Annotated in this window: 13 protein-coding genes; 2 read left to right on the top strand and 11 right to left on the bottom strand. The window is 46.7% G+C overall.

The window, feature by feature from the left end:
- Positions 1–205: 205 nt before the first annotated feature.
- The 8 genes from DVG79_RS12530 to DVG79_RS12495 form a co-directional block, all read right to left on the bottom strand.
- On the bottom strand, positions 206–991 hold the full coding sequence (locus DVG79_RS12530) for a GNAT family N-acetyltransferase (protein WP_114597025.1): 786 nt from the start codon (positions 989–991) through the stop codon (positions 206–208).
- A gap of 104 nt (positions 992–1,095) precedes the next feature.
- Positions 1,096–2,484, bottom strand: a complete 1,389-nt coding sequence (bcaP, locus tag DVG79_RS12525) for a branched-chain amino acid transporter BcaP (RefSeq protein WP_114597024.1) — start codon at positions 2,482–2,484, stop codon at positions 1,096–1,098.
- A 223-nt stretch (positions 2,485–2,707) separates the two neighbouring features.
- Complete coding sequence (locus DVG79_RS12520; protein WP_114597023.1) at positions 2,708–4,513, bottom strand: mechanosensitive ion channel; 1,806 nt, start codon at positions 4,511–4,513, stop codon at positions 2,708–2,710.
- 184 nt (positions 4,514–4,697) lie between these two features.
- Positions 4,698–6,104, bottom strand: a complete 1,407-nt coding sequence (locus DVG79_RS12515) for an MBL fold metallo-hydrolase (RefSeq protein ID WP_114597022.1) — start codon at positions 6,102–6,104, stop codon at positions 4,698–4,700.
- Positions 6,105–6,135: 31 nt separating this feature from the next.
- On the bottom strand, positions 6,136–6,435 hold the full coding sequence (locus DVG79_RS12510) for a rhodanese-like domain-containing protein (RefSeq protein ID WP_114597021.1): 300 nt from the start codon (positions 6,433–6,435) through the stop codon (positions 6,136–6,138).
- Positions 6,436–6,553: 118 nt separating this feature from the next.
- The gene (locus DVG79_RS12505; protein WP_114597020.1) at positions 6,554–8,425 is read right to left on the bottom strand and encodes an ABC transporter ATP-binding protein; all 1,872 of its coding nucleotides are present in this window, start codon (positions 8,423–8,425) and stop codon (positions 6,554–6,556) included.
- Positions 8,422–10,146, bottom strand: a complete 1,725-nt coding sequence (locus DVG79_RS12500; protein ID WP_114597019.1) for an ABC transporter ATP-binding protein — start codon at positions 10,144–10,146, stop codon at positions 8,422–8,424. The genes DVG79_RS12505 and DVG79_RS12500 overlap by 4 nt, the downstream gene beginning before the upstream one ends.
- On the bottom strand, positions 10,139–10,627 hold the full coding sequence (locus DVG79_RS12495) for a MarR family winged helix-turn-helix transcriptional regulator (protein ID WP_114597018.1): 489 nt from the start codon (positions 10,625–10,627) through the stop codon (positions 10,139–10,141). The genes DVG79_RS12500 and DVG79_RS12495 overlap by 8 nt, the downstream gene beginning before the upstream one ends.
- A gap of 168 nt (positions 10,628–10,795) precedes the next feature.
- On the opposite strand from DVG79_RS12495, the gene DVG79_RS12490 reads away from it, so the two are divergent.
- Positions 10,796–11,452 (top strand): class I SAM-dependent methyltransferase, encoded by a 657-nt coding sequence (locus DVG79_RS12490; protein ID WP_233494598.1) that lies wholly within the window; start codon positions 10,796–10,798, stop codon positions 11,450–11,452.
- Positions 11,453–11,496: 44 nt separating this feature from the next.
- Here the strand turns inward: DVG79_RS12490 and DVG79_RS12485 are convergent, their stop codons facing one another.
- On the bottom strand, positions 11,497–12,366 hold the full coding sequence (locus DVG79_RS12485) for a cation diffusion facilitator family transporter (RefSeq protein ID WP_114597017.1): 870 nt from the start codon (positions 12,364–12,366) through the stop codon (positions 11,497–11,499).
- 301 nt (positions 12,367–12,667) lie between these two features.
- Between DVG79_RS12485 and DVG79_RS12480 the strand changes: the two genes are divergently transcribed.
- Complete coding sequence (locus DVG79_RS12480; RefSeq protein ID WP_012369239.1) at positions 12,668–12,991, top strand: thioredoxin family protein; 324 nt, start codon at positions 12,668–12,670, stop codon at positions 12,989–12,991.
- A gap of 46 nt (positions 12,992–13,037) precedes the next feature.
- Here the strand turns inward: DVG79_RS12480 and DVG79_RS12475 are convergent, their stop codons facing one another.
- The gene (locus tag DVG79_RS12475) at positions 13,038–13,337 is read right to left on the bottom strand and encodes an excalibur calcium-binding domain-containing protein (protein WP_114597016.1); all 300 of its coding nucleotides are present in this window, start codon (positions 13,335–13,337) and stop codon (positions 13,038–13,040) included.
- Positions 13,338–13,544: 207 nt separating this feature from the next.
- On the bottom strand, positions 13,545–14,018 hold the full coding sequence (locus DVG79_RS12470; RefSeq protein WP_114597015.1) for a hypothetical protein: 474 nt from the start codon (positions 14,016–14,018) through the stop codon (positions 13,545–13,547).
- Between the last annotated feature and the right edge of the window lie 72 nt (positions 14,019–14,090).

Below are 14,090 nucleotides of genomic sequence, written 5' to 3'. Positions count from 1 at the left end.
ATTTTAATTGCTCAGTCATACAAAAACGTAGTTTTCTACAGATTTGAGGATGTTTTATGATGAACAAAATCATGCTCGTCATGCTTGGTGGCACAGGGATCTTATTCGTAATCTTTGCCGTCATCGTCATGATCAGCTTGTGGATGTAACAAAAAATCGGGATGGACAGAGTTGCCTTAGAGGCCGTTCTGCACATCCCGGTTTTTTAGACTTCGATTGGTTTTTGCATGATGAATTGTTTGAGGTCCCGTTGTTTCCAACCGGCTTTCCGTAAGTCTTCCCACACCTGCTGATTCGTCGACTGCAGATGGTAGTGTTCGCCTGCCAATCGGCGTGTCGCTTCGGTTGCAACACGGGCGACCTCTTCCTCTTCTGTCAAAATGGTAAAAATTAATCCGTTGACTGCGGCAATGAAAGCACCATCCAATTCATAATAACGGGCTTTCGCCAGTTTCATAACGCCCGGATCCTGTTGCCAAATGTATTCGCCCTGCTGTATGTACCGTCGTTCAAAAGCCACTTGATCAATTTCAACAAGCGGTTCAACCTGTCCCGGTTCTTCTTTTTGAAAATAACCGAGTTCACTGACGGTTTGATAACCGAAACTCTTGTATAAGGTAATCGCCGGCTCATTTCCTTGAATGACTTCAAGCATCAAGCAATCGATATTCAAAGATTTGGCATAACTCAGCTGTGCTTCATACAAGGCTTTGGCAATTCCAAGACGCCGGTACTGCGGATCGACTGCCAGTCCCCCACAACGCATGACCGTTTTTTTCTTGATCGTCTTCAGCCCGTTTAACCAAATCGCAACCGGTCGTTCCCCGTGGTACGCGATAAAGGAATGCTCCAACTGGTTTCCATCCCGTTTTAGAATCCGTTCTTCAAATACTTCGTGTGACAAACCCAGAGGAATTATATAATCGCTGAATCCTTCCTTCATGACTGAATATGCGGTCTCTGTATCAGGTGCCCGTTTAATATGAATCATTTCGGATCGCCCCTTTCTTTACAACCGTTCGCCTTTTCCAGTGTTCATTCCTGCCGGAAGTAAACAAAAAACCATCCAAAAATAATCCTGGATGGCATGAGTGTTTATTGTTGTAATTTTGAACGTGATCTTCCGTATCCGAAGTAGACGAGCAGACCGATCGCTGTCCAGATGAAGAAAGCAATCCATGTGAATGTTTGAAGGTTCAACATCAACATGATGCAGGCAAGGACGGAAAGAATCGGTAAGAATGGAACCCATGGCACTTTGAACGCCCGCTTCAAATCAGGACGCGTTTTCCGTAAGATGACGACGGCAATTGAAATCAGAGCGAATGCTGCGAGTGTTCCGATATTGATCAATTCTGCCAGTGTACCGAGTGGAACGAATCCGGCGATCAAACCGGCAGTCGTACCAAGAATCCATGTTGCTTTGACAGGCGTATGTGATTTTTCATTCACGTCTGAGAAGATTTTCGGCAATAATCCGTCACGGCTCATCGCGAACAGGAGACGAACCAGACCAAATGTCATGACGAGGATAACCGTTGTCATACCAACGATCGCACCTAAGTCGACGAAACCTGCGACCCAGTCCTGACCTGCTACTTTTAAGGCTAACGAAACCGGGCTGTCGACCCCTTCAAATTGTTTGAATGGTACGATTCCGACCATGATGGCGGATACGACGACGTATAGTACGGTAACGATGGCAAGTGATCCTAAGATTCCGATCGGCAAGTTACGGCCCGGATCTTTTACTTCTTCTGCTGCTGATGTAACAGCATCAAAACCGAGGTATGCGAAGAAGGCGATGGCTGAAGCCTGTAAGACACCACTGATACCGAACGGTGCGAACGGTGTGTAGTTGCCCGGTTCGACGTACCAGATGCCGACGACGATGAACAAGACAACGACCGCTACTTTTACAAGAACCATGATATTGTTGACACGTTTTGTTTCTTTAATACCCATTGAGAGCAACAGCGTGATGACCATCAAGATCAGGAACGCCGGTAAGTTGAAGAATGTTTCGCTTCCCGGTACAGCACCTGGTGCTGCTGTTAACGCTGTCGGCAGACTGACACCGAATCCGGATAATAGTGATTGGAAATAACCGGACCAACCTGTCGCTACGGCACTTGATGCCAAACCGTATTCCAGGATGAGACACCAACCGATGATCCAGGCAACCAGTTCCCCGATTGTGGCGTAGGTGTACGTGTACACACTGCCCGAGACGGGAATCATCGATGAGAATTCGGCGTAACAGAGAGCCGCTAATGCACAGACGATAGCAGAAATAATAAAGGCAACCGGTAATGCGGGTCCTGCATACAACGCTCCTGTTCCGGTCAGGACAAAAATCCCTGTTCCGATAATTGCACCAATCCCAAGTAAAACTAAATCAAAGCCTGATAAATGCCTTGCCAGTTTGGAATGGCTCTTTTGATCCATCATCACACTGACATCTTTCTTACGAAGCAAACTCATAAAACACCCTCCGAACTTTCTCTTTTTTCTGAATATTCAAATCATTTTTCTAATTGACCTTTTCATCATAACAAAGGATGTCAGCTTTTATAAGCAAAAGTTTCTGTTTTTTTTCACAAATTGGTCAAACCAGTTTTGTTATTTTACTACAATACAAATATGTAGATATGCATTAACGTACTAAAAACTCCTCCACCGCTCGGTGAAGGAGTTTTCGTTTTGGTTACGGACGATCATTCGGGTGATCTAAGTTCGGACCACGGTTCGTGTCCGGATCGATCGGGTAATCGTCTTGTTGTGCTAAATCATTTTCAGGAAGTGCCCCTTTTGGTGTACCGTGTGTCGGGTTCACGTTCGTAGAAGATGATGGTTTAGACGCTTTTGGTGCTTGATCTGGTGTGACGTCATCTGCTGCTTTTGACGCTGCACCTTTTGCTGCTTCTTTTAAGCTTGGCTTCGTCGAAGCAGACGATGTGTTGTTTGACGGCAGGTTCGATGTGTCGATATCTGCATTCTCTGCTTTTTTCTGGAGACGGTCGAGGTAACGTGATGCATTATCACGGCCACCTAAGCCAAACGCGAGTCCGAAAGCAAGAGCAACAGCACCGAGGATCAAGATGAACGCTGAGTTGACGATTGTAGCGGCAACACCAAGTTGATCAAGTGCCATGAAGACAGCAAGAGCAAGGATGGCATATTTCGCGACGCTTGAAAGAACTTTTAAATCCGAGTTAGCAAACAGGCTGTCCATTGTACGTTTCACCAAGTTGCTGATGATGATACCGATGGCCAAGATGATGATCGCTGTCAAGACGCTTGGAAGGAAAGCAAGAACCGCGCGACCGAGATCAACCATGAAGTCAAGGCCGATTAAGTTGAAGGCTTCAACGACGAACAAGACGACGATGACGATTTCAACGAGTGATCCAACGATTGATGATGGTGATGTCGATGCATTGTTTGCATCCCAGTTACCGATTTTTAAGTGGCGTGTTAAGTTGTTGAAACCAAGACGTGACAAGAGATCTGCAACGAATTTCTTAACGAAACGACCGACATAAAGACCGACAAGGATCAAGACGACACCGATAATGATGTTCGGAATTATACCAAGAACATCATTTAACATGTTGATGGCTGGTCCTGTAATACCTTTGATGTTGAGCTGGTCAAGTGCCGAAATCGTGATCGGGATTAAGATCAGGATGAAGACGACTGTCCCTAAGATTGAAGAAAGTGATTTTGTATCTTTTTGTTCGTTTGTACCGATGTTGAAGCGTGAAGCAAATTTGTCTGTACCGACTGCGTGCAGGAAGTTCGTGACGATATCGCGAACGATTTTCGCAACGAGGAATCCGACGAAGAAGATCGCTGCTGCAGCAATCAGACGTGGAATGAAACCAAGGAACGACGAGAGTAATTGGCTGAACGGCTCAGAAACACTTTCGATGTTGAGCGCACCAAGTACACCTGGTAGGAACAGTAACAAGACAAGATAGAAGACGATTTCGCCTGCAATCTTCGGATAGTTCGAAAGATCCGTTTGACCTTGAAGCATTTTGTTCGAACGGACTTTTTCGTTCGACATCAACTTCGTTCCGCCTTTGACGATGATCATGCGGAGTACAACCGCGATGACGTAAGCAAAAAGAAGAATCAATGCTGCTTTCAGGATATTCGGGATCGCTGCGAGCAATGTGCTCATCGTATCCGCAAGTGGTCCTGCGATGATGTTCAAGTTCAAGATGTTAAAGACTAGGATAAGAACAAATACCATCAAGACCCAGAAAATGACTGTCCCGATAATTTTTTCAGGTGTCCACTTTTTCTTTTGTGGTGGTGTACCTTCTTTTTGTGGTGACAACTTATGAACGACACCAGATTTTTCTAATGCCTTTTGAATACCGTTTGCGATCAGTTTCGCAATCAGCCATCCAATCAGAAAGACGATAAGTGCTCCTAAAATGTTTCCGAGAGTCCCTAGAATCCCGTTGACGTCAAATGACGTCGTGTTCCAAAAGTTGTTCATCCTGCCACACTCCTTCATCTCTAAATAGTATATTTCCGACACTTCTTTAATTTCCCCAGCTAAAGGAATTGCTAAACCACTTTTAACCTGAAAGTGGCATTTTGTGAATAGTATTTAAAAAAATGGATGATTCTGATTAGAACCATCCATTTTGGAAAAGCTATTTTTTTTTAGTATCGTGGTGTCATTTTTCTGTTAACGCCTGTCGGTCAAGAACCGGCTGAAGAGCAGCATACCCGCCGTCAATATTGATGACATTCTTCATGCCCAGTGATTGTAAGACACTGACTGCCATTCGTGACCGGACACCGGAGGCACAGTGGACTGCAACCGGACGATCGACCGGAATTTCTTCGTAACGTGAGGACAGTTTACCAAGCAAAATCCGTTTCGCCTGCTCATAATGGCCCGCATCCCATTCTGTCTTATTGCGGACATCGAGGACAACCACTTCACCGGCTTCCGCTGCTTCAACCGCTTGTTCGGCACTCCAGTCCGGATACTGTTCCGTCAATTGTTCGGGTGACAAATCCGCTATATCCACCAATGTGACGAACCGGTCGAGACCAATCGACTGTAAATCGGTCTGGATGTCTTCCAGTAAACGAGACTCGGCAATCACGGCAATATCATGATCAAAGTCCAGTAGCCAGCCGGCCCATGTGACGAATTTTGAATTGTACGGAATGTTGAGCGCCCCCGGCACATGTCCCGAAGCAAACGATTTTCCGCTGCGTGTGTCAACGACCTGCATCGTATTGACAAGCGTTTCCAGTTCAGTCGCATCGGCGACACGTGGTTTCGAAAGCGTAGGCGTGGCGACAATTCCTTTTTTGTTGACCCGCTTCATCATCGCAAAATAGTTCGGCGGTTCCGGTTGGTCTGTCGTCAACTCTTTGACGAATGCCGTTTCGTCTTCGACTTGAAGAGCCCAGTTGGTCTGTTTTTCATACCCGACTGTCGTCGTCGGAACCGCACCGAGGGCTTTCCCGCACGCACTGCCCGCTCCATGACCCGGCCATACTTGAACGAAGTCCGGTAATTCTTTGAATCGTTTAAGTGATTCAAACATCTGTTTTGCGCCGACAGCCGTCGTCCCTTGAATACCGGCTGCTTCTTCAAGTAAATCCGGACGACCGATATCGCCTACAAAAACAAAGTCTCCTGTAAAAATGCCCATCGGAACCGTTTGATCGCGGTCATACAGTAAAAATGAGAGGTGTTCCGGCGTATGTCCCGGCGTGTGCATGACTTCAAATGTCACGTTCCCTACTTTAAAACGATTTCCATCCGTCACAAGTTTCGCTTCGATATCAGCTGCAAATTCGTATTTCCAGTCGGCATCACCCTCGTCAGACAGATAAGCCGTCGTATCAAACCGTTCAGCAAATTCCCGTGTGCCGGACACAAAATCCGCATGGATATGTGTTTCTGCTGTCGCGACGATGTGTAATCCTTCTTTGGCCGCTTCTTTGAGATATCCTTCGATATTTCGCGCCGGATCAATGACGATTGCTTCCCCTGTCTTCTGACAACCGACCAGATAAGAAGCTTGGGCTAATTTTTCATCGTAAAAGTAACGTAATAACATGGAAGTTCCCCCTTCGGATAAGTGTGATTGATTATTTCGAGACGTCGCCTTGCCAGCTCATCATGCCGCCGTCGACATTCGTGACATCAAAACCGGCTTGTTCGAGATAGATTGAAGCGTTCATACTTCTTCCCCCGGCTAAACAGATGACGTGTAACGGCCGATCTGCATCCAGTTCATTTGTCCGTTCCGCCAGTTCGGATAACGGAAGGTTTTTCGCCTGCCGGATATGACCGCCGGCGTATTCATCCGTTTCACGGACATCAATCAGTTGAATCGTTTTTTCTTGTTGCAATATCTCTTCTAATTCGTTTGTTGACATGTTTTTCATCTTGTTGGCTCCTTTACTGAATAAGTTTCTGCCATTAATATACCCCCTTAGGTATATGAGTGCAAGAAAAAAGATTGCACAAAAAAAGACAGCATCCGGATCGGATACTGCCATTTCCTCAGACGACTTCTTTTTCCGAGAACTGACTGTTGTAAAGATCGGCATAAAAGCCGTTCGCTTCGAGCAAGGCTTCATGTGTGCCCTGTTCAATGACCCGCCCTTGATCCATGACCAAAATCAAATCCGCATCTTTAATCGTCGACAGACGATGGGCGATGACGAAACTTGTCCGTCCTTCCATCAATCGTTTCATCGCCTGTTGAATAAATATTTCCGTCCGCGTATCGACACTTGACGTTGCTTCATCGAGAATCATGATTGGCGGATCGGCGAGGACCGCCCGGGCAATCGTCAACAGTTGCTTTTGCCCTTGTGAGATATTCGATGCTTCTTCATTTAAGACAGTATCGTAACCGTCCGGCAAAGTCCGGATGAAGTGATCGGCATGGGCTGTTTTCGCGGCTTCGACGATGTCGTCTTCTGTTGCCCCGGTTTTTCCGTACGCGAGATTATCACGGATCGTACCGTTAAAGAGCCACGTATCCTGCAGGACCATGCCGAACGTCGTCCGTAAATCTTCGCGTGACATCTTCCGTGTATCGATCCCGTCAATCCGGATGACACCACGATTCAACTCGTAAAAGCGCATCAACAGATTGATCAGCGTTGTTTTCCCGGCACCGGTTGGACCGACGATCGCCACCGTTTGTCCCGGTTTGACGTCGATGTTCATGTCTTCAATCAACAGCTGTTCGCCGTAACCGAAGTCGACATGCTCGAACGCAACGGCTCCGTCGGCTTTTGTTAAGTGATGCGTCGTTACTTCCTTGACTTCCTCTTCTTCATCCAACAACTCAAAGACCCGTTCGGCAGCGGCGACCGTCGACTGAACGATGTTCGCGATATTAGCCGTTTGGGTGATTGGTTGTGTGAATTGGCGTGTATAGGTGATGAACGCCTGAATGTCCCCGATTGAGATGCTGCGCTGGGTGACGAGAATCCCGCCGACGACACTGATCAGGACGTAACTGATATTTCCGATGAACATCATCATCGGCATGATGATCCCGGAGATGAACTGGGCTTTTCGTCCCGCTTCATATAATTCTTCATTAACCGTATCAAACTGTTCGACCGCTCTGCGTTCATGACCAAACGCTTTGACGACCGGATGACCGGTATACATCTCTTCGACATGACCGTTCAGTTGTCCAAGTGTCCGTTGTTGATCGGCAAAGTATTTTTGCGACCGTTTCAAAATCGGACGAATCGCGAAAATCGAGATTGGCAACGAGACAAGTGAAATCAACGTCAACAGCGGACTGATCGTCAGCATCATGATTAAAATCCCGACAATCGTCACGATCGACGTGATGAACGACGTCACACTTTGTTGTAACGTACTCCCGATCGTATCGATGTCATTCGTGACCCGGCTGAGTGTCTCCCCGTTCGGACGACCGTCATAATACTTGAGCGGCAAGCGTTCAAGCTTCTGATTGACATCTTCCCGTAAGTCATAGACGGTTTTTTGCGCAATCCCGGACATCAGATACTGTTGCAGGTAACTGAACAGACTGCTGATGACATACAGTCCGGCGAGTAACAGCAAAATCTGTCCGATTTTCGTAAAGTCGATTGCCGCTCCCGGTACGCCCTGGAACTTGGCGTATGCCCCTTCAAACAGTTCCGTGATCGCCGTCCCCATGATTTTCGGTCCGGCAATCATGAAGATCGTACTGAGAATAGCTGCGACAAAAACCGCTATGAGAGCGTTCCGGCGTGGTTTCAGATAACCGAGCAACCGTCGGAACGTCGCTTTAAAGTTTTTTGGTTTTTCGCCCATCATCATCATGTTCCCGCCGCCGGGACCACCACCCGGTCCACCTGGAGGACCACCGGCAGGACGTTTTGTTGTACTTGTACTCATGCGATCTCCTCCTCTGACAGTTGGGATTTGACGATTTCCTGATAGACTTCGTTAGTTTCATACAGTTCATCATGCGTTCCGATGCCGGCCACACGTCCTTCTTCGAGGACGATGATTTGATCGGCGTCCATGACGGTGCTGACGCGCTGGGCGACGATCAGGACGGTCGCGTCCTCGGTTTCCTGCTTCAAGGCTTTCCGTAACGTTGCATCGGTTTTAAAGTCAAGCGCCGAGAAGCTGTCGTCAAAAACATAAATGTCCGGTTTGCGGACCAGCGCCCGGGCAATCGACAGCCGTTGTTTTTGACCACCGGAGACGTTCGATCCCCCTTGTTCAATCATTGAGTCATACCGGTCTGGCATCCGTTCAATAAAATCTGTCGCTTGAGCGACGCGCGCCGCATGCCGGATTTCTTCGTCCGTCGCGTCCTCTTTCCCGAACCGGATGTTATCCGCAATCGTCCCTGTAAACAGCAACGCTTTTTGCGGGACAAAGCCGATTTTCGAACGTAATTCTTCCTGCGGGACGGCTTGACTGTCGACACCGTTGACTTGGATACTGCCAGCCGTCACGTCATAAAAGCGCGGAATCAAATTGACGAGCGTTGATTTCCCGGAACCGGTTCCGCCGATGACCGCCGTGATTTCACCCGGTCGGGCGGTAAAACTGATATCCGATAAGACCGGTGCCTCGGCTCCCGGATAGCTGAACGTCACCCCGTCAAACACAAGCGTGCCGCGTTCTTTATCCGCAGAAGCGGTTCCGGCGTCGACCATTGTCGGCTCCATCTCGAGGACTTCATTAATCCGTTTCGCCGAGACCGCTGCCCGGGGGATCATGACGAACATGACAGACGCCATGACGAGGGCAAACATGATTTGCATGACGTATTGAATGAACGCCATCAAATCCCCGATCTGCATTCCGCCGTTGTTAATCCGGATACCACCGAACCAGATGACACCAACAACCGTCAAGTTCATCACGAGCATCATGACCGGCATCAAAAAGGCCATGATTTTATTGACCTTGATCGAGACATCCGTTAAATCCGCATTTGCTTTTGTTAACCGGACTTTCTCCTGGGATTCCCGGTTAAAGGCCCGGATGACACGAATCCCGGTCAGATTTTCCCGTAAAACGAGATTCAAGCGGTCAAGCCGTTTTTGGACTTGGCCGAACAACGGGACCCCTTTCCAGAGAATCAACAGAATCGAGACGACCAACACCGGCATCGCCGCAACGATGACAAGTGATAATTTAGCATCTTTCGAAACCGCCATGATCAGTCCACCGACGAACATGATCGGCGCACTGACGACCATCCGGAGCATCATGATGACGACCTGCTGAACTTGGGTGATATCGTTTGTCGTCCGTGTGATCAATGAAGCCGTTCCGACTTGATCAAACTCCTGTAACGTAAAGCGTTCGACGTGGTTAAAGACTTTTCGGCGGATATCGCGGCCAAGTCCCATCGCAGCTTTCGAGGAATAATAACTGGCAGCAATCGCCGCGAGTGCGCCAAGTCCGGTAATCCCGAGCATGACAGCCCCGATTTTCCAAATGTACGCCGTATCCCCTGTCACGACCCCTTTGTCAATGATGTCGGCCATCAAAGTCGGTAAGTATAAATCCGACATCGACTGGGCGAAGACAAGGATCAAGACGGCCAAGACTGCCCATTTATAGGTCGTCAGATTTTTGAGTAACTTAATCATCTGTACAGCCTCCGTTTCCTGGTGCCAAAATTTCTTTTAGTCCTTCTGCAATCTGCGCATGCGTCTGCAACATCTGCTCAAAGACGGCAGGATCGATTTGATCGAGGATATGCTCGAGCCGTTGTTGCATCCCCGCTTCCTGCCGTTTGATCGTCTCGACGAATTGCCGTCCGTGATCACTTAAACGTAAGACGACTTCCCGTCGGTTGTCCGGATTCGTTTCCCGGATGACCCACTCCGCTTGCACCAACCCTTCTATCGATTGACTGAGGGTGCTTTTCGGTAAATGCGTATACGCGGCAAGTTCCTTTTGTGTGATTGGACTTCTTGGGGCAATCGTCATCAAGCTGTGAAATTGCGGTAAACTGAGTCCATTTTCCTGCGCTGTCTGATGCGCCGCGCGGACAAGATGACGCTGCACATTCCAAAACGACTGCATCATGGCCGTTGAACGAACCGGCTCTTTTTGCTCTGTTTCCATCCTTCCACCTCCATGTTCCATATTGAATCGTTCCATATCGAACGATTATCTATGTAAACTAAATTACGCCCATTTAGACTGAATGTCAACGCAGAAACAATGTGAAAATGCACATATTTGCAATGAGGACATGATTCATCTCACGTATAATGAAAGAGAAATAAAATTGTGAGAATCGTGAGGAAGGAGCGGATAACCATTATTGCATCCATTAAACGTCTAATTGATCAGCAATACGCACATCCGACAGGACGGTTCGGAACCTATATCGGGGAAAAGATGGTCAGGCAGCACCAACCTGAAACAGAATGGACAATCGAGCTGTTGACTGTCCAAAAGGATGACAGCATTTTAGAATTAGGTTGCGGTGCAGGTTATGCCATCGAACGACTTGTACATCAAACAGACGCAAAGCAGATTACCGGTATCGATTCTTCTTCTGCTATGTTGCGGTCGGTACAAAAAAGAAACAAAGAGGCGATCCAATCCAAACGGGTCCATGTTCTTTACGGTGATCTAAACAAGTTAGCTTTTCAAAGTGAACAATTTGATAAGGTATTTACGATACATACACTTTATTTTTGGGAAAACATCTCCGGCACCTTGGCTGCTCTCTATCACGCCTTAAAACCAGGCGGTCATTTTGTTATCACCTTTTGTGATGGTAAGAATGATGTCATTTGGGCCGGCGTGAGAGATCTAGTCCAAGACGAACTCCTTCCTGCCGCAAGAAAACACGGATTTTCCGACATTTCATTCATCGAAGGTCCTGTTTCAAGGCAATTCCGTAACGTTGCAGTGAGGGGCCATAAACCTTTCCATTAAAAAAAGGAACAGTCGTCAGAGGACGATCGTTCCTTTTATCTGCTTCATTCCGGCTCAACGTGGACATGAATATCGTAGACACCATATTCATCCGTCAGCGTATCTTCGACTTTCGTCGCGATATCATGGGCTTGATGGACGTTCAATTGCGAGTTGACGAGAATCACGACATCAACGACTTCATTATTCCCATAATTCCGTCCCTTGATTGACTTGATTCCTTTGACACCTTCTAAATCAAAAATCACATCTTCATACATCTTCAGCTTCTGTTCATCAAATCCATCCGACAATTCGTGGGACGCTTCCGAGAAGATATCCCACGCCGTTTTACAAATCAGGTATCCGACGACGATTGCCGTCGCGGTATCGAGCCACGGCATCCCGAACTGGGAACCGATAATCCCGATTGTCGTCCCGATACTGACCCAGGCATCGGATAAGTTATCTTTTGCAGCCGCCATGACCGCTTTACTGTTAATTTTTCGCGACAGGTTCCGGTTGTAACGATAGACGAAATACATCACAACGGCGGAACCGATTCCGACATAAGCCGCGACGATGTCCGGTGACTCCTGTTTTCCTTCGAACAACGTCGAAACGGTATCGATCAAGACCTGTAGTCCGACAGCCATCATAATGAAGGAAGCGACCATCGAGGCAATCGTCTCACTTTTCCAGTGTCCGTATTTATGGTTGTCATCTGCCGGACGTCTTGAAATTCGTAACCCGATCAAGACGGCAATCGACGCGATGATATCGGTCGTATTGTTTAAACCATCCGCTCGTAACGCCGCTGAATCCGCCGTGTAGCCGACAACCAATTTAACAATTGATAAAACAATATAGGCAATGATGCTAATGATCGCACCACGCTCACCAAGCTTTAAATTATCATATTTTTGCTGATCCATTTCTGTCGCCCCCACTCGCTCTGTCGATTAGCAAACCTCATCGTAACAGGTCAAAATCAAGTGGGTCTATAGAAATCATTTTGCTTAAAACTAGTTAATTAACAAAAGACCAATAGTTTTTACTTAAGGCAAATCATATTTAATCGTTTATTGGTGCTTCTTGTGCAATTTGCGCATACTTTAGTTATTTTCTTCTACAACATTTTTGCAGAACGCGGACCTTATTCAATCATAATCCGTGCATCTTGTGCTTGGAATCAGTAGACTAAAGATACACACCAACAACAGGGGGAACTAACACATGAGTAACTACATTAAGAGTGAAGATACATTCAAAGAGTTAATCGCAAGCGAAACACCGGTCATTATCAAGTTCGAAGCCGACTGGTGCCCGGACTGTAAACGGATGGACTACTTTATGCCGGACGTCGAATCACAATTCAGCGAACTGCCGATCTATACGATCGACAAAGATGAATTCCCGGAAATCGCATCAGACAATGTCGTCATGGGGATTCCAAGCTTACTCGTCTTCCAAAACAACGAGAAACTGGGTCACTTGCACAGTGCCAACGCAAAAACACCGGAAGAAGTAACGGACTTCCTCAAGAAAAACTTCAACTGAACAGACGAAGACCCGCTTTCCGAAAAAATCGGAAGCGGGTCTTTTTTTAGCGTTCGCAGGCAATACCGTCTTTGTCACGGTCGCTTTTCGTATTAAGTTTGTACGTTGCTAAGCTGACATACGCTTTGTATTTCGTTTCTTTATAGATAGCTTTACCTTTTTTGTCGTATCCTGTCCGGTTTTTAAGTCCAGCTTTCTTCGAAACGCCGCCTTTGTATTTCTTCTGCATCTCCGTACAGTTCTTGAATGCCTTCGCTTTTGTTGCCGCATGGCTTTCAGCTGAAGTCACGCTGATCAAAGAAAGGCTGAGTACACCTGTCATGATGAGTTTTACTGCTTTGTTCATGTCTATTCCTCCTTGTTTTTTAAATTCCAAATATTAGTGATAATTTGATTATAGCGATTTTTATTAGAATCTGTTTTTAATTTTTGATTTTTAGAGAGATGATTTGTCAGACAGTTTCGATGAACGAAAAAAAAGATCTATCGCTTCGCGACAGACCTCCCTTAAAAATTAGGTTGAATGATCTCTTTTCTGCAAAATAAATAACGATCAGTACCGCAACCGCTTCGCTTCAAGCTTTTTGTAGCGAACACTTAGACCGGTCGCAAGCACGATATAAGCAAATCCGGTAAACATCGCAAAGTGTCCGTATGGAGCATCCAACCAGGCATTGAAGCCGAACAATGGGACCGCAAATAAATAATAAAACGGATATTGAATGCCGGAGACGATATCAAACCAAAGCTCGCCCATCCAGTACCGTTCAAAAAACGTCACCAAGTAGACGACGATACCGGCAACAAACCCAAGACGCAGGTAATTAAAGACAAACAAAATTGTCTTTTCTTCGCGGACGAGCATTACCGAACCAATTAAAAAGACCAGCCAGACAAATGAAGACACGATTTGAAGCAGACCAATCGTACCGTCGGGATGAATACTCGCCGGCCAGGCATTGACACCAATTGTCGCAAGCAAAAGCACGATAAATAAAGCGATATACTGTTTTGTCGAACGAACCATGATGGTGTTCCTCCTAAGTATGAAATTGCCTTAGTCTTTCTTTCTCTAAATTGCCTTTAAATCCCTTTTAAT

Origin of the sequence: Exiguobacterium sp. RIT594 (assembly GCF_003339585.1) — a bacterium.
In the GTDB taxonomy this organism is placed as follows: Bacteria; Bacillota; Bacilli; order Exiguobacteriales; family Exiguobacteriaceae; genus Exiguobacterium_A.
The sequence above is the reverse complement of the archived record's forward strand: the minus strand, read 5'-3'. Positions and strand labels throughout refer to the sequence as shown.

Bases quoted from the DNA above. Each gene is read 5' to 3' on its own strand.
- DVG79_RS12510 (WP_114597021.1), bottom strand. From the start codon at position 6,435: ATGAAAAACATGTCAACAAACGAATTAGAAGAGATATTGCAACAAGAA.
- DVG79_RS12485 (WP_114597017.1), bottom strand. From the start codon at position 12,366: ATGGATCAGCAAAAATATGATAATTTAAAGCTTGGTGAGCGTGGTGCG.
- bcaP (WP_114597024.1), bottom strand. From the start codon at position 2,484: ATGAGTTTGCTTCGTAAGAAAGATGTCAGTGTGATGATGGATCAAAAG.
- DVG79_RS12505 (WP_114597020.1), bottom strand. From the start codon at position 8,425: ATGAGTACAAGTACAACAAAACGTCCTGCCGGTGGTCCTCCAGGTGGA.
- DVG79_RS12475 (WP_114597016.1), bottom strand. From the start codon at position 13,337: ATGAACAAAGCAGTAAAACTCATCATGACAGGTGTACTCAGCCTTTCT.
- DVG79_RS12480 (WP_012369239.1), top strand. From the start codon at position 12,668: ATGAGTAACTACATTAAGAGTGAAGATACATTCAAAGAGTTAATCGCA.
- DVG79_RS12515 (WP_114597022.1), bottom strand. From the start codon at position 6,104: ATGTTATTACGTTACTTTTACGATGAAAAATTAGCCCAAGCTTCTTAT.
- DVG79_RS12530 (WP_114597025.1), bottom strand. From the start codon at position 991: ATGATTCATATTAAACGGGCACCTGATACAGAGACCGCATATTCAGTC.
- DVG79_RS12500 (WP_114597019.1), bottom strand. From the start codon at position 10,146: ATGATTAAGTTACTCAAAAATCTGACGACCTATAAATGGGCAGTCTTG.
- DVG79_RS12495 (WP_114597018.1), bottom strand. From the start codon at position 10,627: ATGGAAACAGAGCAAAAAGAGCCGGTTCGTTCAACGGCCATGATGCAG.
- DVG79_RS12520 (WP_114597023.1), bottom strand. From the start codon at position 4,513: ATGAACAACTTTTGGAACACGACGTCATTTGACGTCAACGGGATTCTA.
- DVG79_RS12470 (WP_114597015.1), bottom strand. From the start codon at position 14,018: ATGGTTCGTTCGACAAAACAGTATATCGCTTTATTTATCGTGCTTTTG.